Annotated in this window: 24 protein-coding genes; 12 read left to right on the forward strand and 12 right to left on the reverse strand. The window is 64.0% G+C overall.

Annotated features, from left to right (window positions below; all coding sequences use genetic code 11):
- Window positions 1-20: 20 nt before the first annotated feature.
- Entirely contained in the window at window positions 21-1,397 is a 1,377-nt protein-coding gene (locus MAFF_RS17085) for an MFS transporter (protein ID WP_010912184.1), read from the reverse strand.
- Between the two features lie 340 nt (window positions 1,398-1,737).
- Entirely contained in the window at window positions 1,738-6,552 is a 4,815-nt protein-coding gene (locus MAFF_RS17090) for an NAD-glutamate dehydrogenase (protein ID WP_044548412.1), read from the reverse strand.
- Between the two features lie 136 nt (window positions 6,553-6,688).
- Here MAFF_RS17090 and MAFF_RS17095 point away from each other — a divergent pair, with 136 nt between their 5' ends.
- A complete protein-coding gene (locus MAFF_RS17095; protein WP_010912186.1) occupies window positions 6,689-7,252 on the forward strand; it encodes a peroxidase-related enzyme in 564 nt (187 codons plus the stop codon).
- 130 nt (window positions 7,253-7,382) lie between these two features.
- Window positions 7,383-7,709: a YciI family protein gene (locus tag MAFF_RS17100; protein WP_010912187.1), complete on the forward strand. Its 327-nt coding sequence runs from the start codon at window positions 7,383-7,385 to the stop codon at window positions 7,707-7,709.
- Window positions 7,710-7,731: 22 nt separating this feature from the next.
- Here MAFF_RS17100 and MAFF_RS17105 read toward each other — a convergent pair whose 3' ends face one another.
- Window positions 7,732-8,346, reverse strand: a complete 615-nt coding sequence (locus MAFF_RS17105) for a LysE family translocator (protein ID WP_010912188.1) — start codon at window positions 8,344-8,346, stop codon at window positions 7,732-7,734.
- A gap of 116 nt (window positions 8,347-8,462) precedes the next feature.
- On the opposite strand from MAFF_RS17105, the gene MAFF_RS17110 reads away from it, so the two are divergent.
- Both MAFF_RS17110 and MAFF_RS17115 read left to right on the forward strand, forming a co-directional pair.
- On the forward strand, window positions 8,463-9,290 hold the full coding sequence (locus MAFF_RS17110) for an alkaline phosphatase family protein (protein WP_244420803.1): 828 nt from the start codon (window positions 8,463-8,465) through the stop codon (window positions 9,288-9,290).
- Window positions 9,291-9,684: 394 nt separating this feature from the next.
- Window positions 9,685-10,311 carry a DUF1062 domain-containing protein gene (locus MAFF_RS17115; RefSeq protein ID WP_010912190.1) on the forward strand — a complete coding sequence of 209 codons (627 nt, stop codon included), beginning with the start codon at window positions 9,685-9,687 and terminating at the stop codon, window positions 10,309-10,311.
- A gap of 60 nt (window positions 10,312-10,371) precedes the next feature.
- On the opposite strand, the gene typA is transcribed toward MAFF_RS17115, so the two are convergent.
- Window positions 10,372-12,201 carry a translational GTPase TypA gene (typA, locus tag MAFF_RS17120; RefSeq protein WP_010912191.1) on the reverse strand — a complete coding sequence of 610 codons (1,830 nt, stop codon included), beginning with the start codon at window positions 12,199-12,201 and terminating at the stop codon, window positions 10,372-10,374.
- A gap of 143 nt (window positions 12,202-12,344) precedes the next feature.
- On the opposite strand from typA, the gene MAFF_RS17125 reads away from it, so the two are divergent.
- The gene (locus MAFF_RS17125) at window positions 12,345-12,683 is read left to right on the forward strand and encodes a hypothetical protein (RefSeq protein ID WP_010912193.1); all 339 of its coding nucleotides are present in this window, start codon (window positions 12,345-12,347) and stop codon (window positions 12,681-12,683) included.
- A gap of 13 nt (window positions 12,684-12,696) precedes the next feature.
- On the opposite strand, the gene MAFF_RS17130 is transcribed toward MAFF_RS17125, so the two are convergent.
- On the reverse strand, window positions 12,697-14,271 hold the full coding sequence (locus MAFF_RS17130) for an alkaline phosphatase D family protein (RefSeq protein WP_010912194.1): 1,575 nt from the start codon (window positions 14,269-14,271) through the stop codon (window positions 12,697-12,699).
- A 145-nt stretch (window positions 14,272-14,416) separates the two neighbouring features.
- The gene (locus MAFF_RS17135) at window positions 14,417-15,700 is read right to left on the reverse strand and encodes an MFS transporter (protein ID WP_044548414.1); all 1,284 of its coding nucleotides are present in this window, start codon (window positions 15,698-15,700) and stop codon (window positions 14,417-14,419) included.
- 75 nt (window positions 15,701-15,775) lie between these two features.
- Here MAFF_RS17135 and MAFF_RS17140 point away from each other — a divergent pair, with 75 nt between their 5' ends.
- A complete protein-coding gene (locus tag MAFF_RS17140; RefSeq protein WP_010912196.1) occupies window positions 15,776-16,393 on the forward strand; it encodes a TetR/AcrR family transcriptional regulator in 618 nt (205 codons plus the stop codon).
- Window positions 16,394-16,437: 44 nt separating this feature from the next.
- Window positions 16,438-17,031 carry a hypothetical protein gene (locus tag MAFF_RS17145; RefSeq protein WP_010912197.1) on the forward strand — a complete coding sequence of 198 codons (594 nt, stop codon included), beginning with the start codon at window positions 16,438-16,440 and terminating at the stop codon, window positions 17,029-17,031.
- A gap of 9 nt (window positions 17,032-17,040) precedes the next feature.
- On the opposite strand, the gene ppa is transcribed toward MAFF_RS17145, so the two are convergent.
- From ppa to MAFF_RS17175, 6 genes are all read right to left on the reverse strand, one after another.
- Window positions 17,041-17,574: an inorganic diphosphatase gene (gene ppa, locus MAFF_RS17150; protein WP_010912198.1), complete on the reverse strand. Its 534-nt coding sequence runs from the start codon at window positions 17,572-17,574 to the stop codon at window positions 17,041-17,043.
- A 201-nt stretch (window positions 17,575-17,775) separates the two neighbouring features.
- Window positions 17,776-18,282, reverse strand: a complete 507-nt coding sequence (locus tag MAFF_RS17155) for a GNAT family N-acetyltransferase (RefSeq protein WP_010912199.1) — start codon at window positions 18,280-18,282, stop codon at window positions 17,776-17,778.
- Between the two features lie 271 nt (window positions 18,283-18,553).
- Window positions 18,554-19,192 (reverse strand): TPM domain-containing protein, encoded by a 639-nt coding sequence (locus tag MAFF_RS17160; RefSeq protein ID WP_032932161.1) that lies wholly within the window; start codon window positions 19,190-19,192, stop codon window positions 18,554-18,556.
- Between the two features lie 4 nt (window positions 19,193-19,196).
- The gene (locus MAFF_RS17165) at window positions 19,197-20,081 is read right to left on the reverse strand and encodes a TPM domain-containing protein (protein WP_010912201.1); all 885 of its coding nucleotides are present in this window, start codon (window positions 20,079-20,081) and stop codon (window positions 19,197-19,199) included.
- Window positions 20,082-20,085: 4 nt separating this feature from the next.
- The gene (locus tag MAFF_RS17170) at window positions 20,086-20,880 is read right to left on the reverse strand and encodes a TPM domain-containing protein (protein WP_032933862.1); all 795 of its coding nucleotides are present in this window, start codon (window positions 20,878-20,880) and stop codon (window positions 20,086-20,088) included.
- A gap of 48 nt (window positions 20,881-20,928) precedes the next feature.
- On the reverse strand, window positions 20,929-21,567 hold the full coding sequence (locus tag MAFF_RS17175) for a LemA family protein (RefSeq protein WP_010912203.1): 639 nt from the start codon (window positions 21,565-21,567) through the stop codon (window positions 20,929-20,931).
- Window positions 21,568-21,730: 163 nt separating this feature from the next.
- Between MAFF_RS17175 and MAFF_RS17180 the strand changes: the two genes are divergently transcribed.
- The 5 genes from MAFF_RS17180 to MAFF_RS17200 all read left to right on the forward strand — a co-directional run bounded on the left by MAFF_RS17180 (window position 21,731) and on the right by MAFF_RS17200 (window position 24,891).
- On the forward strand, window positions 21,731-21,982 hold the full coding sequence (locus MAFF_RS17180) for a hypothetical protein (protein ID WP_010912204.1): 252 nt from the start codon (window positions 21,731-21,733) through the stop codon (window positions 21,980-21,982).
- Window positions 21,983-21,995: 13 nt separating this feature from the next.
- A complete protein-coding gene (pdxY, locus tag MAFF_RS17185; protein WP_010912205.1) occupies window positions 21,996-22,880 on the forward strand; it encodes a pyridoxal kinase PdxY in 885 nt (294 codons plus the stop codon).
- Window positions 22,877-23,668: a DUF429 domain-containing protein gene (locus MAFF_RS17190; protein ID WP_010912206.1), complete on the forward strand. Its 792-nt coding sequence runs from the start codon at window positions 22,877-22,879 to the stop codon at window positions 23,666-23,668. The genes pdxY and MAFF_RS17190 overlap by 4 nt, the downstream gene beginning before the upstream one ends.
- Window positions 23,669-23,815: 147 nt before the next feature.
- Complete coding sequence (locus tag MAFF_RS17195; RefSeq protein ID WP_010912207.1) at window positions 23,816-24,460, forward strand: carbonic anhydrase; 645 nt, start codon at window positions 23,816-23,818, stop codon at window positions 24,458-24,460.
- The gene (locus MAFF_RS17200; RefSeq protein WP_010912208.1) at window positions 24,457-24,891 is read left to right on the forward strand and encodes a hypothetical protein; all 435 of its coding nucleotides are present in this window, start codon (window positions 24,457-24,459) and stop codon (window positions 24,889-24,891) included. Before MAFF_RS17195 ends, MAFF_RS17200 begins: the two co-directional genes overlap by 4 nt.
- Window positions 24,892-24,960: the final 69 nt, after the last annotated feature.

Raw genomic sequence — 24,960 nt, forward strand, 5'->3', positions numbered from 1 at the left:
TGGGAGAAGGGAAAGTGGAGCTACTCCGCCGGCCGATCCGCCGGATAGGGCGTCCTGACCAGGATCGCCATGCCGATGCCGAGGAACAGGATGATCACCGCCATGCCGAGGCGCGCCGAATCGCTCAGCGCGGTGATGGTCGCCACCAGGAACGGCGCCAGGAAGCTGGTCGCACGTCCGGCCAGCGCGTAGATGCCGAAATAGCGGCCGGATTCCGCCGCTGTCACGCTGCGCGCCATGTAGGAGCGCGAAGACGCCTGCACCGGGCCGAAAGCCAGGCCGATCAACAGGCCGTAGAGGATATAGGCCTTCTCGGCGGCCGTGCCGAACAGGCCGCCCGAATCGGTGGTCGGCAGCTGGATCAGGCCCAGCAGCGTAAAGCCCGGCCCCGTCGAGATGATGCCTATGGTCGCTATCGACAGCATGACCAGCGCGATCATCACCACCGCCTTGGAGCCAAGTGCGGTATCGAGGCGTGCCGCGATCCAGCAGCCGAAGATGGCGACGACATTGAGGATGATGCCGAACATGCCGATCTCGGTGATCGACCAATGGAACATGCCCGCCGCGAAAGTGCCGCCGAGCGCCAGCAGCGCGTTGACGCCGTCCTGGTAGATCATGCGGGCGACGAGGAAACGGAAGATGCCGCCGCGCCTGCGCACTTCGGCCAGCGTCGATTTCAGTTCCAGCAGGCCCTCGCGCACCGCCGGCCCGATCGGGATGCCCTTGATGGCGTCTGGCGTGAAGAAGAACATCGGCAGGATGAACAGGAAATACCAGCCGGCCGACAGCGGCCCGGTGGCGCGCGCGTCCTCGCCGAGTTTCGGGTCGAGCCCGAACAGCGGGTCGATGCCGATGATCGTCTTGCCGGTCTCCGGCGAGCCGGCGAGGCAGGTGACGACGAAGATCAGCGCGATCATGCCGCCGAGATAGCCGAGCCCCCAGGCCGTGTTGGAGATGCGGCCGATCTCGCTCTTTGGCACCAGCCGCGGCATCATCGAATCGTTGAAGACGGTGGAAAATTCGGCCGCCACCGAAGCCAGCGAAAACAGCGCCACGACCAGGAACAGGTTCGAGCCGGGTGCCGCAAACCAGAGCAAAGCGAGACTGGTGATCTTGATCGCGGCGAAGAAAGCGATCCACGGCTTGCGCGGCCCGGTCTGGTCGGCGATCGAACCGAGGATCGGTGACAGCACGGCGATGACCAGCCCTGCCGCGGCGATGCCGTAGCCCCAGACCGCCTGGCCGGTGTTGGGATCGCCAGCCATGCGCGAGACGAAATACGGACCGAAGATGAAGGTGGTGACGACCGTGAAGAACGGCTGCGCCGCCCAGTCGAAAAACATCCATCCCCAGATGCCGCGCCCGGACGCCCGCTGCACTGCTACCTCGGTCATTTCACCTCCACTCGCCTGCGTTTCGTCGGCGGCGCCATGTCTGCATGTTTTCCCTGGGTCATGCAAATGACAAGCGTCGCGGGCGCCAACCCCTACCTCCCCCTTGTGGGGTGAGCAGCGGTTTGCGCAGCAAACGAAAAGCCAATTGCTTGGCTTTTCGAGCTTCGAAAGCCCTGAGCTTGCGAAGGGCCGGGTTGCTTATCGATCAACCGCCCGGCCGGGTCCCCGCTGCTTCGCAGCGTCCCGGCGTTCGCCGGCCTTTAATCGTGCCACCGGCACGATTAATTCGCTTCGCGAACCGGCTGCTCACCCCAACGAGGGGGAGGGTGCCTCCGAAGCCTCACATTCCGGTCAGATCGCTCATCAGCCCCGACGCCACGGACAGCCGCGACACGGTGATGTCGCCGCCTTCGGTCAGCGCCTGCAGTCGCTCGCGGATGCGCGTCACGCGTTCGCCACCGGCTTCCAGCCAGGCCGCCACCGGATCGGCCGCCTTGGCATGGCCGGTGAGGGCCGCCACCGCAATGCCGCGCCGTGCAGCACCGATCGTGTCGGTGGCGCGCGACAAAGCGAGCTGGTCATAATAGTCCGAGGGCGTGATCGAGCGCGCTGCGTCCTCGACGCGCGGGATGCGGAAGGCATCGCTGACCGCGAAGAACGCACGTGCTGCCGCGACGATGTCGGCGCCGGCCGTGCGCGCCGTCAGCGCGATGTCGGGGATCAGCTCCGCCACCTCACTCAGCGCCAGCTGCTCGGCCAGCCGCTCCGGCGCGCCGGCCTTGAACAGCCCGTGCCGCTTCTCCTCGATCCGCTCGCGCGAAAACGCCGGCAGCAGTGAAACCAGCTTCGGCTCCAGCGCTTTGCGCGCGTCCTGCAGCTCAGCAATGCGTTGGCCGAGCGGCGCCGTGCCGGCATCGTTCTTGAGATACCAGCCGCTGGTCACATAAATCAGCCGGCTGACCATCTGGTAGAGATCGAGCTGCACCTGGCCGTCGATCTGGTTGTCGAGCGCGTCGATCTCGCGATAGAGCGCCGGCAGCGCAAAGCCGTCACGCACCACGGCGAAGGTGCGCACCACGTCGGCGGCGGTGCGACCCGTGGCTTCCTGCAGCCGGTTGACGAAGGACGGGCCGCCGCGATTGACCAGATCGTTGGCGACGACGCGGGCGATGATCTCGCGGCGCAGCCTGTGGCCGTGGATTTCGGCGGCGTATTTCTTCGCCATCCGGTCCGGGAAGTAGCCCATCAGGTCGCGGTCGAAATGCGCATCGTCAGGCACGTCGCTGGCAACGATGTCGGAAAACAGCACGATCTTGGCATAGGCGAGCAGCACGCCGAGTTCGGCCCTGGTCAGCGGCTCGCCGCGCGCCTCGCGCTCGGCAAGGGCGGCCGGCGACGGCAGCGTCTCCACCGCGCGGTCGAGCAGGCCGCGCGCTTCGAGCGCCGACATGAAGCGGGCCTGATGCGCGATGTCGGCAAGGCCGCGCTTGCGGGCGATCGAAAGCGCCAGCGTCTGCTGGTAGTTGTTGGAGAGCACCAGCCCGCCGACCTCCTCGGTCATCTCGGCCAGCAGCTTGTTGCGGGCCGGGCGCGTCAGCGATCCCTTGCGCATGGCCGATGCCAGCGCGATCTTGATGTTGACCTCGACGTCGGAGCAGTTGACGCCGCCCGAATTGTCGATGGCGTCGGAATTGCAGCGGCCGCCATTCATGCCGAACTCGATGCGGGCCCGCTGCGTGACGCCGAGATTGGCGCCCTCGCCGATCACCTTGGCGCGCACGTCGAGCGCGGTGATGCGGATGGCGTCATTGGCGCGGTCGCCGACCTCGGCATTGGTTTCGGTGGAGGCCCTGAGATACGTGCCGATGCCGCCGAACCACAGGAGATCGACCGGTGCCTTGAGGATGGCGGTCATGATTTCGGCCGGCGTGGCGGTCGTCTTGGCCAGGCCGATCGCCGCTGCGGCCGCCACCGGCAAGGTGATCGCCTTCTGGCTGCGCGAAACGATGACGCCGCCCTCCGACAGCTTGGTCTTGTCATAGTCCTGCCAGCTCGAACGCGGCAGCGCGAACATGCGCTCGCGCTCGGCCATCGAGGCCGCCATGTCGGGATCGGGATCGATGAAGATGTCGCGATGGTCGAAGGCGGCGATCAGCCTTGTCTGCGGCGACAACAGCATGCCGTTGCCGAACACGTCGCCCGACATGTCGCCGACGCCGACGACGGTGAAAGGCGAGGTCTGGATGTCGCGGTTGATTTCGCGGAAATGCCGCTTGACCGCTTCCCAGGCGCCCTTGGCGGTGATGCCCATCTTCTTGTGGTCATAGCCGGCGGAGCCGCCGCTGGCGAAGGCGTCGTCGAGCCAGAAGCCATGCTTCTCGGAGATGGCGTTGGCGGTGTCGGAGAAGGTCGCCGTGCCCTTGTCGGCGGCGACGACGAAATAGGGATCGTCCTGGTCGCGCCTGACGACGCCGGCCGGCGGAATGACGCCGTCCAGGCCGATATTGTCGGTGATCGACAAAAGGCTTGAAACGAAATTCTTGTAGGCCGAGGTGCCGGCCTCGAAGATCGCGTCTCGGCTGCCACCCGCCGGCAGGCGCTTGGGGAAGAAGCCGCCCTTGGCGCCGACCGGCACGATGACGGCGTTCTTGACTTGCTGCGCCTTGACCAGGCCGAGCACCTCGGTGCGATAGTCCTGGGCGCGGTCCGACCAGCGCAGGCCGCCACGCGCCACCGGGCCGAAGCGCAGATGCAGCCCCTCGACCTCGGAACCGTAGACGAAGATCTCGCGCCATGGCCGTGGCGCCGGCAGACCCTCGACCGCCTGCGACTCGAGCTTGATCGCCAGCGACTGGCCTTTCTGCTTCGTATCGGCAACGAAATGATTGGTGCGCAGCGAGGCTTCGATCAGGTTGAGATAGCGGCGGATGATGGTGTCGTCATCGATATTCGGCACATCCTCCAGCGCGTCCTTGATCTTGGCCTTGAGGTGCTTTGCCGCCACCACGCCCTCGGTCTCGGCCGTCGGGCCAAGCCGGGCGATGAACAGCGCATGCAGGCCGCGTGCGATATCGGGATAGCGGTTGAGCGCGGCGGCGATGAAATCCTGGCTTTGCGGAATGCCGACCTGCTGCAGGTAGCGGCCATAGGCGCGCAGGATGGTGATCTCGCCGGACCACAGGCCGGCGGTCTGGGCGAGGCCATTATAGCCGTCATTGTCGACGTCGCCGCGCCACACCGACAGGAAAGCGTCCTCGAACAGCGCGCCGCCATCGGTAAGGTCGATCGGCTTGCCGTAGCTGTTCTCCAGTTCCATGTCGTGGATGAAGACCATGCCAGGCTGATCACTGTTGATTGTGCCGGACTGGTCGTCGCCGACCTCGAAGGTGCGCTCGCTGATGACGCGGAAGCCGATGTTTTCCAGCACCGGCACACGCCGCGACAGCGCCACCGGGCTGCCGTGGTGATAGATCTTCAGCGCCGCCTGGTGCGGCTTCTGCTCGGCATGGCGGTAATAGTCGATGGCGATCGGATTGGCGGCGCTGATCCTGGCGATGCGCCCGGCATCGGCCAGCGCCACGGCCGCGCTGAACGTGTCCCGGTAGCTTTCCGGCAGCCTTGCGGCGATGGCCTTCAACGCCTGGTCGCCGCCACCCGCATCCGCTGCGTCGGAAAGGGCATCCTCCCATGTCCGCACGATGTCGCGGATGGCCGCCTCGATCGTCGCCTGCTCGACCTTCGGCGTCTTGCCGCCGGAGCGGCCGATGATGAAATGCACGCGCGCCAGCCCACCTTCGGGGAAGGCCGGGTAATAGGCCGACAGCCGGCCTTCGAACACGTTTTTCAGATAGGCGCCGATCTTCTCGCGCACGACGCTGTCGTAACGGTCGCGCGGCACGAAGACGAGGATCGAGACAAAGCGGTCGAACTGGTCTGCACGCACCAGCGCCCTGACGCGGGGACGCTCCACCAGGCCCAGAATAGCCTCGGCGTGCCTGCGCAGAATCGGCACCGGGACCTGGAACAGTTCGTCGCGCGGATAGCTTTCCAGCACGTTGATCAGCGCCTTGCCGGAATGGTCATGCCGGTCGAAGCCGGACTTGGCGATGACCGTTTCGGCCTTGGACCTGAGATACGGGATCTTCATCACCGAGCGCGTGTAGGCGGTCGAGGTGAACAGGCCGACGATGCGCAGTTCGCCGGCAAGCGTGCCCTTCGGGGTATAGGTCTTGACGCCGATGTAATCGAGATAAATGCGGCGGTGCACGGACGACTTGGCATTGGCCTTGGTGACGATCAGCGGCTCCGGCCCGTGCAGGAAGGCGCGAATCTCGGGCGTTGTCGTCACCGCTTCGGTGCCGCGCCTCAGTACCAGCACATCGGGATCGGACAGGATGCCGAGGCCGGGCTTGTCGGCGCGCTCCAGATTGCCGCTTTCCTCGCCGCCGGAGTATTTGAACTCGCGCATACCGAGGAAGGTAAAATTGTCGTCGCGCAGCCATTCCAGGAAGGCGATCGCCTCAGCGACGCTGGTCTTGTCGAGCGGCACCGCCGAATAGCGGAATTCCGAGATCGCCTGGTCGAGCCGGGCCAGCATCGGCTTCCAATCCTTGACCGCGGCGTGGACCTGGCCAAGCATCTTGCGCAGCCGCTCGGTCAGGGCGTTCGCCGCTTCCGCCGTCAGCCGCGGTATGTGGACATGGATGACGCTCAGCCGGTCGTGGCTGCCATCGTCCTTGGCGAAATTGCCGTCGCCGAGGATTTCCTCGACTCCGCGTTTGCCGTGGCGAACGGTGATGACCGGGTGGGTGACCAGCGTCGGTTCGCCTGATGTCTCGGTGATCTCGCCCAGGATGGAATCGAACAGGAACGGCATGTTGTCGTTGACGACGGTGATCACCGTGACCGGGCGACCTTCGCGAACGACGCCCGAATCGGTGTCGACGGCAACCACGCACCCGCCCTTCTTGTGGCCGGCGACCGCCTGGCCGGCAAGTTCAGCGGCACGTGCGAGGTCGGCCGCCTCATAGGCGGCAATGTCTTCCGCCGGCGCGCGGGCGAGCAGGTAATCGGCGAGCCTGGCTGGCCTTTCCTCCGTTTTTGCCGCTGCCGTGGCTTTTTTCTTCGACTTAGCTGCGGATTTCACGCTGGCCATGACGCTTCTTCCCTCCCGTCGCATGCTTTTACGGCTATCGTAGCAGATGACCGCTGTTTGGCGACAAAGGTTTGACGGCTTGCCAAGAAATATCGGAATTCGGCTGCGGCACATCGTGACGAGGAGAAAATGACCCATGACCGGCAAAATTTCAGCGCTTGATCTGGCCTCGGGAGAGCTGAGCGAGCCGACAAAGGCCTATTTCGCCAAATGCGAGGAGAAGCTCGGCCTGGTTCCCAACGTGCTCAAGGCCTATGCCTTCGACGACAAGAAACTGCGCGCCTTCACCGACATCTACAACGATCTGATGCTGGGCGAGTCCGGCCTGTCGAAGCTGGACCGGGAGATGATCGCCGTTGCAGTCTCCTCCATCAACCATTGCTACTACTGCCTGACCGCGCATGGCGCCGCGGTGCGCCAGCTGTCGGGCGACCCGGCGCTCGGCGAGATGCTGGTGATGAATTTCCGCGCCGCCGATCTTTCGCCGAGGCAGACCGCGATGCTCGAATTCGCCGTCAAGCTGACCGAGGAGCCGGCCAAGATCGTCGAGGCCGACCGGGCGGCCCTGCGCAAGGCCGGCTTCAGCGACCGCGACATCTGGGACATCGCCTCGACAGCGGCCTTCTTCAACATGTCGAACCGGGTGGCCGCGGCAATCGACATGCGGCCGAACGACGAATATCATGCCATGGCGCGTTGAGGCTCGGCAGGGGACCTCGCCTTATATTAGCCACCCCTCATTTCCGTTGCGTGTTTGCCGGTTTGGTCCGATGATCGGCAGGCGGCATGACCGCATGCCGGTTCAATGCCGCTCATAACGGGAGGAGAACATGGCGAAGTTTCTCTATGTCTATCACGGCTCCGGAAAGATGCCGACGAGCGAAGCCGAGCGAAAGGCGATGACCGACGCCTGGACAGGCTGGTTTGGAAAGCTTGGCTCGGCCGTTGTCGATCCAGGCAATCCAGTTGGCATGTCGAAGACCGTCCTGCCTGGCGGCAAGATAGAAAACAACGGCGGCAGCAACCCGACCGGCGGCTACTCGATCATCGAGGCCAGGGACATCGACGATGCCGCCGAGAAGGCCAAAGGCTGCCCGATGCTTGCCATGCCGAACTGCAACGTCGAGATCGCACCGATCATCAATATGGTGGCCTGACGCCTCGCCTCCAGGATCATGCTCAAGACCGCGCCGCGATCGCCGCGGCGGCACCGGCCATCGTGGTGGCGCTGACGCGGTTGGCGATCTTCATGGCGCGCTTGCTCTTCAAGAGCTTGCGCGCCTGGGCGGCGGCGAGCACCCATGCGAGATCGATGGCGATCAAAACCACCGCCATGGTCGCCGTCAGCTCGACCCAGCCGACAATGCTGACCGAGGCAAGATCGATGATGGTCGGCAGCAGCGCCAGATAGAACATCATGATCTTGGGGTTGCCGAGCGTCACCGTCATACCGGCGAAGAACAGCTTCGCCGGCGAATCCTCACGCGGCATCTCGCCCTCTTTGGCATCGACAGGCGCCGTCCACATCTTCCAGGCGAGGTAAGCGAGATAGGCGACACCCACCCACTTCACCACGACAAAGGCGAAGTGAAAGGTCTGCGCCACCACGGCCAGTCCGAACACCGCCAGCGACAGCCAGATGCCCTCGCCGATCCACATGGCGAGCAGGAACGGGAACACGTCGCGAAAGCCTTTCGCGATGACGCGTGCGACCAGCGCCGCGATCGACGGACCGGGCGAGCCGGCGGCGACGAACAAGGCGGCGGCGAAGATCAGGAGCGAGGTGAGATGCATGGCATTGCCTTCCAAGCGGTTGAAGGGCGGACGATATCCGATCGATATCGCCGCTTGCAACATCGGTGGCTTGCAGTCAGGTTGATCTTGCCGAGCAGGCGGGAGGAGGCGTTTTCGTGATTGTGCAAAGTTGGCGCGCTGTCCTTCGACGGTTCTCCATGCCAGCTGTCCTGGCAGCCATCATGGTGCTGACCGGAGCGCCCCAGGCTGTAGCCTCGTCGAGGAAGCCGCCGAAATATGATCACGTCGTTGTCGTGATCATGGAGAACCACACCTTTGAGCAGATTTCTCTTGCGAGACGCACTGCTCCCTATTTGAACAGGCTGGCAAGAGGCGGTGCGCTGTTCGATCGATCCTACGGGGTTGCTCACCCCAGCCAACCCAATTACTTCGCCCTGTTCACCGGCTTGACACAAGGCGTCCATGACGATGGCATGCATAGTTTTGCAGCGCCGAACCTGGCTGCTCGTCTTCGAGCTCACGGCAAGACGTTCGCTGGCTACGTCGAAGCCAGATCGCCGCGAAAACACAATCCCTGGGAATCGTTTGCGGACGCAAAGGGATTTGAGAAGCCTTTGGCGCAATTCCCTCGCGACTATGCGAAGCTACCATCCGTTAGTTTCGTAATCCCCAATCTCGAAAATGACATGCATGATGGCACAATAGAGGCGGCGGATTCCTGGTTGAAAACTTACCTTGGGGGCTACGCGGCTTGGTCGAAGAAAAACAACAGCCTTTTTATCGTGACATTCGATGAAGACGACTACCACACAAAGAATCATATATTTACTTTATTCTACGGATTTGGAATTGAACCAGGGCGTTACGCTGAAAAGATCGATCACTATTCGGTCCTGCGGACCATTGAAGACATAGAGAGTGTTCCTCCCCTGGGCACCAGCGCCATCAGATCGGTGATCGCTAGTGGATGGAACCGACGGTAGTTTCCCACCGGACGTCTCCAAATGATCTTCCCCGAATAAAGTCGGAAGCCGTCATTCGTTGGAAGTCACTGCCTGCCTTGCCGTCCTCGTTGGCTACGGCTAGAAGACCTGCCGCGAAACAATTTTGAGCTTCACCTTGCCTCAGTAACCGCCGGTCTCGTCAACTCCCCCGACACACTCGCATGGCGCCGCATCCGCGGTGCCTGTCTTATATTCACGTGTTCTTCTGGGCGGCGGTTCGAGACCGGTTTGGCACTGCTGAACCACTGTCGCGCGCTTTCCGCCGGCGACACCTGACTTCAAAAATCTCCGCAGCCTACCGCCACGCCGCGCCCGCATGGGCATCTCGATCGTGCCGACCTGATGAACTTCCCGACGGGAAGGGCTTATCGGCATGTCCGGCACTCTGCGCATCCACTGGGCGATCACGCCCGAAATCGCACCTCAACCGCTGATCAACTGCAATCGCTGCGGCGGCGTGAAGGCCTATCGCTGCAGCGGAAAATTCCGCGTCAACGCCAACGGCAAGCGCATCGACGTGTGGTTGATCTATCGCTGCGTCGACTGCGACAATTCCTGGAATTTCGGCATTTTCGAACGCTGCAACCGCCGCGACATCGAACCGGTCCTGCTGCAGGCGCTCGAAAGCAACGACGCGGGACTGGCGCGGCGCCATGCCTTCGACATCGCCACCCTGCGCAACCAGGTGGGGCGTGTCGAGGAGTTTCCCGATGTCGCCGTGCACAAGCGGCTGCTGGGCGGCGCCAGCGAAAGCGCGGCGACCCTGGAGCTCCAGCTCGGGCTGGAAATGCCGACATCGCTCCGGCTTGACCGTCTGCTCGCCAGCGAACTCGGCATCTCGCGTTCGCGGCTCCAGACGCTGGCGGAACGGCGCCTCCTAGTCGTGGATCCGGACGGCGCCAAAGCCTTGCGCAAGCCGGCCCGCCAGGGAATGACGATCCGGATCGACCTGGCCGGCGAGCCGGATCACGAAGCGATCATCTGTGCTGCCGGCGGGTAAACGAGAGAGGGGCGGAGCACTTGGTGCTCCGCCCCTCTCGGAAACCGTCGGAAGAAAAAACTATGCCGCGCCGACCACCTTGGACGACTTCTCGAAACGCTTGCGCTCGTTCGGGTCGAGATAGAGTTTGCGCAGCCGGATGGTCTTCGGCGTCACCTCGACCAGTTCGTCGTCCTGGATCCAGGCCAGCGCGCGTTCCAGCGTCATGCGGATCGGCGGGGTGAGCTTGACCGCTTCGTCCTTGCCGGCGGCGCGGATGTTGGTCAGCTTCTTGCCCTTCAGCACGTTCACTTCGAGGTCGTTGTCGCGGGAGTGGATGCCGATGATCATGCCCTGGTAGACCTTGACGCCCGGATCGATGACCATCGGGCCGCGATCTTCCAGGTTCCACATGGCGTAGGCGACCGATTCGCCCTGCTCGTTGGAGATCAGCACGCCGTTGGTGCGGCCGGGCAGTTCGCCCTTGTAGGGCTCGTAGGCATGGAACAGCCGGTTCATCACGGCGGTGCCGCGCGTGTCGGTCAGAAGTTCCGACTGGTAGCCGATGAGGCCGCGCGTCGGTGCGTGGAAGACGATGCGCTGGCGGTTGCCGCCGGAAGGACGCAGTTCGACCATCTCGGCCTTGCGCTCAGACATCTTCTGCACGACCACGCCGGCATGTTCCTCGTCGACGTCGATGACGACTTCCTCGACCGGCTCCAGCAATTCGCCGTTCTCGCCCTTCTGCATGACAACGCGCGGACGCGACACGGCGATTTCAAAGCCTTCGCGGCGCATCGTCTCGATCAGCACGGCGAGCTGCAATTCGCCTCGGCCGGAGACGAAGAACGAATCCTTGTCGGGCGACTCCTCGATCTTCAGCGCGACATTGCCTTCGGCCTCGCGCAGCAGGCGGTCGCGGATGACGCGGCTGGTCACCTTGTCGCCTTCGGTGCCGGCGAGCGGGCTGTCATTGACGAGGAAGGACATGGTCACGGTCGGCGGATCGATCGGCTGCGCATGCAGCGCCTCGGTCACCGCCAGGTCGCAGAACGTGTCGGCGACGGTACCCTTGGACAGGCCGGCGATGGCGACGATATCGCCCGCCTGGGCTTCCTCGATCGGCTGGCGCTCGAGGCCGCGGAAAGCCAGGATTTTCGAGATGCGGCCGGTTTCGATCTGGGTGCCGTCATGGTGCAGCACCTTGACCGCCTGGTTGGCCTTCAGCGTGCCGGATTCGATACGGCCGGTGATGATGCGGCCGAGGAAGGGATTGGCTTCCAGGATGGTGCCGATCATGCGGAACGGACCGGGATGGACGGTCGGTGCCGGCACATGCTTGATGATGAGATCGAACAGCGGCGCAAGCTGCTGGTCCTTCGGGCCTTCCGGATTTTCCGAAACCCAGCCGTCGCGGCCAGAACCGTAGAGGATCGGGAAGTCGAGCTGTTCGTCGGTGGCGTCGAGCGCGGCGAACAGGTCGAACACCTCGTTGACCACCTCGACATGCCTAGCGTCCGGCCGGTCGATCTTGTTGATGACGACGATCGGCTTCAGGCCGACCTTGAGCGCCTTGCCGACGACGAATTTGGTCTGCGGCATCGGGCCCTCGGCGGCGTCGACGAGCACGATGGCCGAATCCACCATCGACAGGATGCGCTCGACCTCGCCGCCGAAATCGGCGTGGCCGGGTGTGTCGACGATGTTGATGCGGGTGTCCTTCCAGTCGACCGAGGTCGCCTTGGCCAGGATGGTGATGCCGCGCTCCTTTTCCAGGTCGTTGGAATCCATGGCGCGCTCGGCGACGCGCTGATTGTCACGGAAGGAGCCGGACTGCTTCAAAAGCTGGTCGACAAGGGTGGTCTTTCCATGGTCGACGTGCGCGATGATCGCGATATTACGGAGTTTCATGTTCTGGGTCTCGGAAGCGTTGCAGGCAGCAGGCCAAAGGCGCTGCCTCTTTCGGTTGCGCGGCTCATACAGGGTTTTTCGCAGTTGCGAAAGGGGAAGCGCGACACCAAATACTCATCAAATCTTAAGCATCTGCGTGTGAGATGATTTTGTTAACCAAGGCGGGAACCTTTCAGGGCCCGGGCAGTTCGAACGTCATGACCGATAAACTCAACCGATTTTGGCCGCTCATCGCTTCGTTGGCCTTTGCCTTGCTGCTGGCGGCCAACGCCGCGCAGTCGGCTGCCGCGACACAGAAGGGCGCGCGCACTGTTGCGCAGTCAGACACCCAGACCGCCGAACAGGCCTTTGCCGATGCACCTGATGGCGTTGACCCGATGGTGACGGGACCGGTCAGCACCGCCTTCAAACAGAGGCAAGTCAGCGCCAACTGCGACAGCGCCGTGTGGCCGAACATTCCAATGGTCTGCTACCCGGATTGACGATTGCGAGAGTCTACGCCGATCGCACCGGATCGAGCGTGACCTTGTAGAGTTCGTTGTCGTCGCGATCCATCAGCCGCACGGTCATCTGTTCGCTCGCGCCGCTGATATCCACCAGCCCGAAGAACTGCAGGCCTGCCGATGGCGGCAGATTCTGTCCCTGTTCGGCGGTCGGCGCCTTGATGAACTTCAGCTCCGGACCGAAGGTCATATCGAAATCGTTCGGACCGAACGTGCCGGCATGGATTGGGCCTGAGACGAATTCCCAGAACGGATTGAAATCCTGGAACTGCGCCTTGTCGGGATTGTAGTAATGCGCGGCCGTGTAGTGCACGTCGGCGGTCAGCCAGACGGTGTTGGTGATGCCGGCATTCTTGATGAAGCGCAAAAGGTCGGCGAATTCGAGTTCCCGCCCCCTCGGCGTGCCGTTGTCGCCATTGCTGACGGCTTCGGCGCCGGTCTTCTTGGCGGCATTGTCCCAGACCACGAGGCCAAGCGGCATGTCGGCGGCGATGATCTTCCAGGTCGCCTTGGAGTTGGCCAGTTCCCGCTTCAGCCACTTCGTCTGCTGCTCGCCGAGCATGCGTGACTGCGGCGTCATCTCCTCCTGCATGTCCGGGCCGTTCGGGCCGCGATACGAGCGCATGTCGAGGAAGAACACGTCGAGCAGTGGGCCGTAGGCAATCTTGCGGTAGACGCGGCCGGGTTCTGACGGTTCGTAGCGGATCGTCGTCATCTCATGGAAGGCGCGCGCCGCACGGGCCGCCAGCACATGAATGGATTTTTCCTTATAACGGTCGTCCGCGGTCAGATCCTTGGAGTCCGACCAATTGTTCAGCACCTCATGGTCGTCCCACTGGTAGAAGGTCGGGCAGATTGCGCTGAGGCCCAGCACATTCCTGTCCATCATGTTGTACTTCCACTGGTCGCGATATTCGTCCAGCGTTTCGGCAACCTTGCGCTTGCCGTCGATCAGCACGACGTTCTTCCACTTGCCGCCGCCGGGCAGGTCGACCTCGTCTTTCATGGCGCCGTCGGCATAGATGGTGTCGCCCGAATGGAGGAAGAAATCGGGCGTGTGCTTGCCGATCGTGGAATAGGTCTTCATGCCGGTGTCGTCGATGCCCCAGCCTTGACCGGCGGTGTCGCCCGACCAGGCGAAGCGGACGTCGCGCTTCGAGGCCGGCGCTGTGCGGAAGCGGCCGACGATCGGCTCGGAAACGGCGTTGATGTCCGCGAGATCGGCCGCAATCATGCGATAGAAGATGTCCTGGTCGGCGGCGAGATCGGTGAGCAGCCGTTTCACCGTGTAGTCGCTGGCAGGCGAGGTATCGAGCGGCGCCAGCCGCGTCGCAGTGGCGAAGCTTTCCGTCGACGAGACTTCGAACATGACGCGCGCCGGACGATCCGTGCGCGTCCACACCATGCCGCTGGTGGCATCGACATCGCCGGACTGGACACCATGCGTGAAGGCCGGACGCTGGCTCGCGCGGGAATAGTAGGGCAAGGCGAGGCCCGAGGCGCCAAGCAGGCCGGCAGCGCTCGCGGAGGTGACAAAGGCGCGGCGGGTCATCGAAAGCTTGTTCATGGCTGTCTCCTGGATGGCTTTGAACGTGGCCATCAAGGTCCGGCCTCAATGTTTCAGCCGCATCTCGGAACCATGAAGTTTTGATAACAGTGAACAGCTGCCGATCTCTTCCTTCTCCCCCTGGGGGAGAAGGGAAAGAGCAGCCTCAAGCGGCCTGCGGTTCCGGGTCGAAGGCCGGCCGGCTGGTGTTGATCAGCAGCGAGATACAGGCCGCCGCGATGGCCGTCATGCCGGCGATCAGGAAGGCCAGTTCGTAATTGCCCTGCAGCTCGCGCATGGTGCCGCCGAAGGCAGCGGCCGTGGCGGCGCCAACCTGATGGCCGGCGACGATCCAGCCGAACACGATCGGGCCGCTGCGGTCGCCGAACGCCTCGTTGGCGAGCCGCAGCGTCGGCGGCACGGTGGCGATCCAGTCGAGGCCGTAGAGCACGGCGAAGATGATCAGGCTGGTCGCCGAGAAGCCGGAATAAGGCAGGTAGATCAGCGACAGGCCACGGATGGCGTAGTAGACGCCGAGCAGCTTGCGCGGATCGAAACGGTCGGTGAGCCAGCCCGACAGCGTCGTGCCGATCAGGTCGAAAATGCCCATCATCGACAACAGCCCGGCGGCCTGCACCTCGCCGATGCCCATGTCGCCGCAGAAGGCGATCAAATGCGTGCCAACCAGCCCGTTGGTGGTGAAACCGCAGACGAAGAAGGTGGCGAACAGGTACCAGAAGACGCGAGTACCGGCGGCGCGGCGCAGCGTGTTCAGCGTATGCGCCAGGAAATTGCCCTGCGATGCCGGGGGCACCGGCGGCACGTCGTCGGCCTCGGCGCCATAGCGCACCATGCCGATCGAGGCCGGGCGTTCCGGCACCAGCAGCCAGACCAGCGGCAGCAGGCAGGCCGTGGCGACCGCGACGGCGACGGCGACCGGCTTCCAGCCGCCCGATTGCGCCAGCGAGGCGAGCAGCGGCAGGAACACCAGCAGGCCGGTGGCGCTGGAGGCCGACATCAATCCCATGACCAGGCCGCGATTGGTCTTGAACCAGCGGTTGACGATGGTGGCGCCCAGCACGCTGGCAACGGCGCCGGAGCCGATGCCCGAGAAGACGCCCCAGGTGATGAACAGATGCCAGGGCTTGGTCATCAGCAGGCTGAGCGCGGTCGAACCCGACATCACCAGCAGCGAAGCGATCAGCGTGCGGCGCAGCCCGATCCGCTCCATCAGCGCGGCGGCGAACGGGCCCGTCAGACCATAGAGCAGGATGCCGACGCCGGCGGCCAGCGAGATGACGTCGCGACGCCAGCCAAAGCTGTTTTCCAGCGGCAGCATCATGACGGCGGGCGCCGAGCGCAGCCCGGCTGCGATCAGAAGACAAAGGAAGATGACACCGACCACCACGAAAGCGTAGCGCTGGCCAAACGGACGGGATTGAGCTATCATGTTACTGACCGGTACGTTGCAAAGATGGGAGTATGTATACGTACCGATCGGTAACATTGTCAATCGAGTCCCATGATGCCAACCGACAAAAATATTGAACTGACCATTAGCGACGATCATGCATCGGCGCCGCCTAAGGCCGCCAAGAAGATCCTCGACGTGGCGTATGACCTTTTTTACCGGCGCGGCATCAGGGCAATCGGCGTCGACGAGATCGTTAAACGCGCCGGCGTCACCAAGCCCAGCCTCTATCGCAGCTTCCCTTCCAAGGACGAGTTGGCCGCTTCCTATCTTCGGCAGTACGATCTTGAATATTGGGAGCGTTTCGACGAGGCGGTCAAAGCCCATCCCGGCGACCCGCGCGCGCAGATCAAGGCTTTCCTGACCCGCATCGGCAAGCGCACGCAAGTGGCGGACTATCGCGGCTGCGGCATGACCAACGCGGCGGTCGAGTATCCCGACCACAGCCATCCGGCCCGCGTGGTGAGCGAGGCCAACAAGCAGGAACTGCGCCGCCGGCTGCGCGCCATGGCCGCCGCGATGGGGGCGCAAGACGCCGACACGCTGGGTGACGGGCTGCTGCTTTTGATCGAAGGCGCCTATATCAGCGGCCAGCTGTTCGGCCTCGGTGGTCCCGCGCAGTCGGTGGCGACGAACGCCGATCTGCTGATCGAAGCGAGCTTGAAGAAATAGCGTTTGGCGATACGTTGCTCCGGCCCGAACCGGAGATTGTCGTTATGCGTGCCATTCTGATCCCGCTTGCGCTTGCCGGCCTGTGTCAGGTGGCGCGTGCCGGTGACATATCCAGCGCCTATACCGACCTCGATTCGAAGAAGGATTGCGTGACCTATGCGCAGGCCGCAGAAGGCGATGGCGACTGGGCCGATCTTGCCTGTTCGGGTTATCGCGGCTATCCCGTGCTCATCGCCTATGACGACGCCCGTGAATCGCTGTTCTACGGTTTTCCGCCTGGCGGCGACATGACGTCCGTCTGGGAGAGTTTTTCAGGCTTCAATTCGTCCGCGGCCAAGGTTGAATGGCGCATCGAAACCAATGGCGACAAGGCCGTGCCCTTCGCGGTCATCCACCGTCGTACGATCAGCAGTGCCGAGGATCAGGACAAGCCGACCGACGTGCTGCTTGTCGCCAAGGTCGGCCAGATGGACGCGCGGGAAAGCTGCACCATCGGCCTTGTCCAGGCCACCGGCAACCCGCAAGCCAACGATCAGGCGCGAAAACTCGCCGACGAGAAGGCCCGTACCTTCGCCTGCGGCAAGGACCGGCACACCGTCATCGGCAATGTGCCGGCTTTCGGCCGGGTGGATAACTGACCGCTCGGACTACTTGCCCTTCTTCGCCCGCTCGATCGCGTCGACGATCATCTTCTTGGCATATTTGGAATCGTGCCAGCCCTCGATCTTGACCCATTTGCCGGGCTCGAGATCCTTGTAGTGCTCGAAGAAGTGCTGCACCTGCTGGCGCGTGATCTCGGGCAGATGCGTGTATTCGGTGACGTTCTCGTAGCGCAGCGTCAGCTTGGGCGACGGCACGGCGATGACCTTCTCGTCCTGGCCGGCATTATCCTCCATCACCAGCACGCCGATCGGCCTGACATTGATGACGCAGCCCGGGACCAGCGCGCGCGTGTTGCAGACCAGCACGTCGATCGGATCGCCGTCGCCCGACAGCGTGTGCGGCACGAAGCCGTAATTGCCGGGGTAGCGCATCGAGGTGTGCAGGAAGCGGTCGACGAACAGCGTGCCGGCCTCCTTGTCCATCTCATACTTGATCGGCTCGCCGCCGATCGGCACTTCGATGATGACGTTGACGTCTTCAGGTGGATTCTTTCCGGTGGCAATGGCTTCGATGCGCATGGCTTTGTCCCTCTCTCGGTTGGGGAGGAGATAGCGGGCGGCGCAGAATGGCGCAATGCGGCGAATCGTGTTCGCGGACATCAGCTGAGACGCGATGGCGCCCAACGCGTTCAATCATCGGCACAAGATGTTTCAGCGTCGTGATTTCACGGGGATACGCACGGCGTACCGGCTTTGCTTCCCGCGATCATCCCTGGGCGGTCATTCCCAGACGAAGGCGACCTTCTTCAGCGCTTTCTGCTCGAAGATCTCGACACCCTCGGCGACATCGCGGCCGCCGGCGCCGGCATAGAAGGCCAGCGCGTTCTGGTTGTCTTCCAGCGCCCACACCACCATGCCTTTCAGGCCGTGGTCGGCGAGGCGCGCCCTGGCCGCCGAAAACAGCCTCCGGCCGAGGCCGATGCCCTGATATTCCGGGCGCAGGTACAATTCGTAGATTTCGCCCTGCTGCTTGAGTTCCCGGGCGCGGTTCTTGCCGATCGTCGCATAGCCGGCAATGGTGCCGCCGATCTCGACGACCAGCACGGTGGCGGCGCGGCGAATCGCATTCGCCCACCAGTCGGCGCCGCGGCGGTTGATCATCGACGTCAGCGTACGGTGCGGAATGATGCCGGAATAGGCGCCGCGCCAGGCTTCCAGGTGCACTTCGGCGATGGCGCCTGCGTCGCGCGGGTCGGCTTTCCGGATGTCGATCGTCAGCGTATTCATGATTTGTTAACCATAAACCCGCATCGGCCGATTGCAAGAGTCCGCGCGGCCCGCCGACTTCTTTCTCACAGCCGATCCTGACATTGGTGACATTGGCCAAAGAGCCTGTCTGAAAACGCGGTCAGCCGAGACGGATGGCGTGGCTTTCCAGAACCGAAGCGCAGCGGACTTTCAGGTCCGTGAACTCAGTTCTACTGCGACGCAGTAGAACGGGGAAGCGCAGAAAGCCGCGTCAGACGTCTCGGCTGAGTAGCGTTTGCAGACAGGCTTTTCAGATTTCGACCAGATGGTCGTCCAGCTCGTTGGTATCGCCTGAGGTGACCGGGAAATGCTCGGCCAGCACCGACCCCACCTGCTCGATCGCCTTGACGAAGCCGTCGGCAAGTCGGTCGTCGCCGGCGTGCGCCGTCAGGTCCCGCACCACGCCATCCCAGACATGCTGGCCGACCTTGGCGTCGATGCCCGAATCGGCGACTACCTCGGCATAGCGCTCGGCGATCGAGACGAAGATCAGCACGCCGGTGCGCGCCGTGGTGCGGTGGACGTTGCGGGCGAGGAACTGCTTGATCGCATTGGCGTGCGCGGCCTGATAGCGCAGCCGCCGTGGCACCATATGGATGCGCAGCCCGGGAACCGCCCACAACAGGGCCAGCACGCAGGCCAGCGCCAGCAATTGGGCTATGACGAAATGCGGCAGGCGGATGGTGAGCCACCACGCCTCCAGCCCATAGGCGACGGCGAGGCTGACAACCAGCATGCCCAGCGTCGCCATCAAGGCGGCGGGAGCGAAATAGCCGTCACTGGCATGGGCGACGACGCAGTAGATTTCGCCGTCGGTTTTGGTCTCGGCGGCACGGATCGCATCGGCGATGCGCTCATGATCCTGCGGGCTGATCGGTCGTGTTGCCATTGTCTCACCAGCTTCCTGAAGAACCGCCACCACCGGACGAGCCGCCACCGCCCGAAAACCCGCCGCCGCTGCTGCTCGACCCGGACGACCAGCCACTGCTGGAGCTTCCCGACGACCAGCCGCCGCCCGACGAACCCGTCGTCCAGCCACTGCCGCCCGAGGATCCGCTTGGCCCCTTGCCGTAACGAAACGTCATGCCCAGCCATCTATACACGCCCGGCGACAGCTTGGTGCCGAACATCGGCGGCAGGAACGCCATGGCCAGGCCGCCGAAGAACATCGTCGCCCACAGGATCAGGAACACCGTGACGATCGGGTCGATGGGGGTGCTGCTGTCGGCGGGATTGCGCTTGCCACGTGCCTCCAGCTCCTCAGGATTGCCTTCCAGCACCATGACCATGTCGTCGACGGCCTTGGAGATGCCGCCGGAGAAATCGCCGGCGCGGAACGCCGGCACCATGTCGTTTTCGATGATCAGTTTGGTGTGCAGGTCGGTCAGCGTGCCTTCCAGCCCATAGCCGACCTCGATGCGCATCTTGTGGTCGTTCTTGGCGACCAGCAGAAGCACGCCGTTGTTCTCGCCGGCCTGACCAAGCTTCCAGAAGCGGAACAGCCGGTTGGCGTAGGGCTCGATCTCCTCGCCGCCGAGGCTGGGGATGGTGGCGACGACGATCTGGTCGGAGCCCTTTTTCTCGAAATCCGCGAGCTTCTGCGTCAGCGCCGCCCTGGTGCCGGCATCGATGATGCCGGCATCGTCGACGACGCGGCCGGTGAGCGCCGGCAGGTCCGCGAAGGCCGCCAAGCCGGACAAAAGCAGCGCCAGAACGGCCAGGACAACGTGGATCGTCGGGTTGAAACGGCAGGGCCTCGGCAGGCGGCGTGTCGTCATGCCGTCACCAGCTTCCCGAGGAGCCGCCGCCGCCGGACGAGCCGCCGCCGCCGGAAAAGCCACCACCGCCCGAAGACCAGCCGCCGCCGGAACTGCCGGAGGACCAGCCGCCACTTGAGGAGCGCCGGCCGGGCTCGAAGGTCATGCCGAGCCAGCGATAGCGGCCGGGTCCAAGCTTCTTGCCGAAGATCGGCGGCAGGATGGAGGCAGCGATGCTGCCGAAGAAGATGATCGCCCATATGCCGATGAAAATGGCGAAGAACAGGTCGTCGGAATTGAACGGCGCCTGTTGGTTGCGCTTGCCGCGCGCTTCCAGTTCCTCCGGATTGCCTTCAAGCACCATGACCATGTCGTCGACGGCCTTGGAAATGCCGCCGGAGAAATCGCCGGCGCGGAACGCCGGCACCATGTCGTTTTCGATGATCAGCTTGGTGTGCAGGTCCGTCAGCGTGCCTTCCAGCCCGTAGCCGACCTCGATACGCATCTTGCGGTCGTTCGGCGCAACCAGCAGCAGCACGCCGTTGTTCTCCTTGGCCTGACCGAGCTTCCAGAAGCGGAACAGCCGGTTGGCGTAGGGCTCGATCTCCTCGCCGCCGAGGCTGGGGATGGTGGCGACGACGATCTGGTCGGAGCCCTTGGTCTCGAAATCGGCGAGTTTCTGTGTCAGCGCCGCCCTGGTGCCGGCATCGATAATGCCGGCATTGTCGACGACACGGCCGGTCAGCGCGGGGAGATCCGCGGCGAAGGCCGCGAACGGAAGCGCCAGGACGAAGAGCGCAACAGCGACAAGGCGACCCAGACGCCGTCCGTCATCGACCCGCGAGATCACGACTTTTGGCCCCGGCCGTCACCCGCCCTGCTTCGTGCCGAAATCGACCTTCGGCGGCTGCATCTTGTCTTCGTCGACGGTGAAGGTGGCGAAGGGCTCGTTGCTGCGGAACCAGAAGGTCGCCCACAGCACCGACGGGAAGGTTTTCAGCGTCAGATTATAATCCCTGACCGCCTGGATGTAGTCGCGCCGCGCCACCGCGATGCGGTTCTCGGTGCCCTCGAGCTGCGCCTGCAGCGCCAGAAAATTCTGGTTGGCCTTCAGGTCGGGGTAGGCCTCCGACACCGCGATCAGCCGCGACAGCGCGCTGGTCAGCCCGGCCTGGGCATCCTGGAACTTCTTGAGGGCTTCGGGATCCTTCAGCGTATCCGGCGTCACCGTGATCTGTGTCGCCTTGGCGCGTGCCTCGACAACCGCGTCCAGCGTGTCCTTTTCATGCGAGGCATAGCCTTTGACCGTCTCGACCAGATTGGGGATGAGGTCGGCGCGGCGCTGATACTGGTTCAGCACCTCGCTCCAGGCCGCCTTGGCGTTTTCCTCCGCCGTCGGGATCGTGTTGTAGCCGCAGCCGGCAAGCAACGGCAGCACGATTGCCATCATCAGGAGGGCAGGCAGCGTGCGGAATGTCGATGGTCGAGCAAGGCGCTGGGCGAGCATGATGGGGTCCCTCGATAGAAGTTGCATGCGAAGCATTACCACAATCAGCGCGCAAGAAAACGGCCCCTGCCCCTGGACCAGCGACGGCGAATATTGCCTTGCCGCAAGGCCCTGTGATTGGCCGCGCGAACGCGATAAGGTCCGATCAAAACGGGACATCATCATGGCGCAACGCCAGGACAGCGACAGGGAATCGCGACGCATCCTCGAGCGCGTCGCGCAGGAGACCGATCCGGCGGGCGCCTCCTTCGTGGCGCGGACGACGAAAGGCGTGCGCGACCATGTCGCCGCCGCCGATGCCGACCGCACCGACCCGATCGAGGTCTGGGGCACGCGCATTGGCAGGATACTCGGCCTGCTTCTGGCGCTGGGCCTGATGGTCTGGCTCGTGCTTTTCCTCACCCGGGGCAGCTAGGAATCAAAAAACAATGAGCGCCGAAAAACCCGACGCGCCGCGTGCGGTCATCGTCATCTCCAGCCATGTCGCCCGTGGCTCGGTCGGCAACCGTGCCGCCGTCTTTGCCTTGGAGACCCTGGGCTTTCCGGTCTGGGCCGTGCCGACGGTCATCCTGCCCTGGCATCCCGGCCATGGGCGGGCGACGCGCATCGTGCCGCCGCTCGACCAGTTCAAGGCTTTTATGGCCGATCTCGAGCGCGCGCCATGGCTGGGCGAGGTCGGCGCGGTTCTGTCGGGCTATCTCGGCGAGGCCGGCCAGGCCGAGGCCGTCGCCTCGCTGGTCGCCGCGGTCAAGGCCAGGACGCCTGATGCGGTCTATATCTGCGATCCGGTGATGGGCGATTCCGGCGGCCTCTATGTGCCGGAGGCCACCGCCGCCGCCATGCGCGACCGCCTGGTGCCGATCGCCGACATCGCCACGCCCAACCGCTACGAACTGGAATGGATGGCCGGCGCGCCGCTGCCCGATCTGAAATCGGTGATCGCGGCAGCACTCCACGCCGGGCCGTCGACGATGCTGGTCACCTCGGCGCAGTCGATGATGATTGGCGGCACCGGCAATCTGCTGCTCGACGGCACCCAGGCGCTGCTCGCCGAGCACCGCGTGATCGACAAGCCGCCGAACGGCCTGGGTGACCTGACGGCGGCTGTCTACCTCGCCCGCATCCTTTCCGGCCAGCCGCCGATCAAGGCGCTGCAATCGACCACGGCGGCGGTTTACGAGATCCTGGCGCGTACGGCAAAACGCGGCGGCGACGAGCTGCAGCTCGAAACCGATGCGCAGAGCCTGTCGCACCCGATGGCCATGGTGCAGTTGCGCCACCTCACGCATCCGGGGCGGGACCGCCGGGCGTGACCTCGGCCGGGGTGGTGCTCGTCGGCGCCGATGGCTGCAAGGCCGGCTGGATCGCCGTGCGGCGCGAACTCGGTTCCACACCTCGTAGCCCCGGTTCAGCACCCTCTGTCGAGATTTTCGCCAGTTTCGCGGCGCTGCTTGCGGCCAGTCCCGACGATGCGGTTGTCGCGGTCGACATGCCGATCGGCCTGCCCGAATTCTCCAGCAAGGGCGGCCGCGGACCGGAGGCGCTGGTCAGGCCGCTGCTCGGCGCGCGCCAGTCCAGCGTGTTTTCGATCCCGTCCCGCGCCGCGCTCTATTCCGACATCAGCGACTTCACCACAATCGAAGCCTGGTATGCCGCGCATGGCAGGGCAAGCGAGGTGGCAAGGGCCACATCCGACCCGCCGCGCGGCGTTTCCATCCAGGCCTTCGGCATCTTTTCGAAGATCCGCGAGATCGACGCCCTGCTGATCGCGCGGCCCGATCTGCGCGGCCGCGTCTTCGAATCGCATCCTGAAGTCGCCTTCTGCCGCCTGAATGGCGACCAGGCAATGCAGCTGCCGAAGAAGATCAAGGGCAGCGTCAATCCAGCCGGCATGGCGGAACGCAAGGCGCTGCTGTGCCGGCACGGCTATGCCATGGACTTCCTCGACCAGCCACCGCCGCGTGGCGCGGCCGCCGACGATTTCCTCGATGCGGCGGTCATGATGCTGATTGCCGGCCGCATCGCCAGCGGCAGCGCGAAGCCATTTCCCAACCCGCCACTCGCTGACGGTTTTGGCATACCGGTCGCCATCTGGGCATGACAGTGTCGGCGGACGCACCGCTTATACGCATGGCATTTGTAGCCAGCCCCCACAATTCTGCATTGCTCGCAACGGGCTTTTGCCGTTAGAGCCTTTCTCGACCGCAACGAGCTGCCGCCTCCAACCCCGGAAAGGCCTTAGCCGCCCATGCCTCATCTTCCCGATCACCTCCTCGCCGGCTATCGCAATTTTATGAACGGCCGCTATCTCACGGAGAGCGGCCGCTATCGCGAGCTCGCCCGCGAGGGGCAGGCCCCTGAGACGATGATAGTCGCCTGTTGCGACTCCCGCGCGGCCCCCGAAGCGATCTTCGACGCCGGGCCGGGCGAACTGTTCGTGCTGCGCAATGTCGGCAATCTGGTGCCGCCCTACGAGCCGGACGGCGAGTTCCATTCGACCTCGGCGGCGCTCGAATTCGCGGTGCAGAGCCTCAAGGTCAAGAACATCGTTGTCATGGGCCATGGCCGCTGCGGCGGCATCCGCGCCGCGCTCGACCCCAATGCCGCGCCGCTGTCTCCCGGCGACTTCATCGGCAAATGGATGAGCCTGATCGCGCCTGCCGCCGAAACCGTCTCCTCCAGCACCTTCATGACGGCGGCGGAGCGCCAGACGGCGCTTGAACGCATCTCGATCCGCTATTCCATCGCCAACCTCAGGACCTTTCCCTGTGTCTCGATTCTCGAGGGCAAGGGGCGGTTGTCGCTGCACGGAGCCTGGTTCGACATTTCGACCGGTGAGCTCTGGGTGATGAACAAGGAGACCGGCGATTTCGAGCGACCGGTGCTGGAATGAACGGCACGGCGCGCCCGGTGAGGAACGTCCGGTCGGCCGTTTTCACCGCCGCCGCATTGCTGATAGCGATCGTTGCCGCGCGCGCCGATGACGGCGCCATCATCAGCCGCTGGTATTCGGCGCTGCTGGTCGCCGACCGCACCGAACTCGCCGACCTGCTTGCCGACGACGTCCGCATCAAGCTCGAAGACCTCGGCATCGTTCAAAGCAAGCAGGAATTCATCGCCGCGCTCGACGAATGGAAAGGCGCGGTTGCGGGTGCAGCGATCCGCCATCGCATCGAGAAGAGCGAGGGCGGCGTCACCACGGTGATTGCCTGCTACGACTTCCCCGACAATGACATGCTGATGCAGGAAACCTTCGCGGTGACCGACAACCGCATCACCGCCAGCTCGCAGGCGGCCATCGCCGAAAACTGCGAAGCCTATTGAGGCGGGTCGGCCAACTGCCATATTGCGGGCACGCGGACCGCGCCCTACATCGGTGACACCCTCCTCCTT

The organism is Mesorhizobium japonicum MAFF 303099, assembly GCF_000009625.1.
GTDB lineage: Bacteria > Pseudomonadota > Alphaproteobacteria > Rhizobiales > Rhizobiaceae > Mesorhizobium > Mesorhizobium japonicum.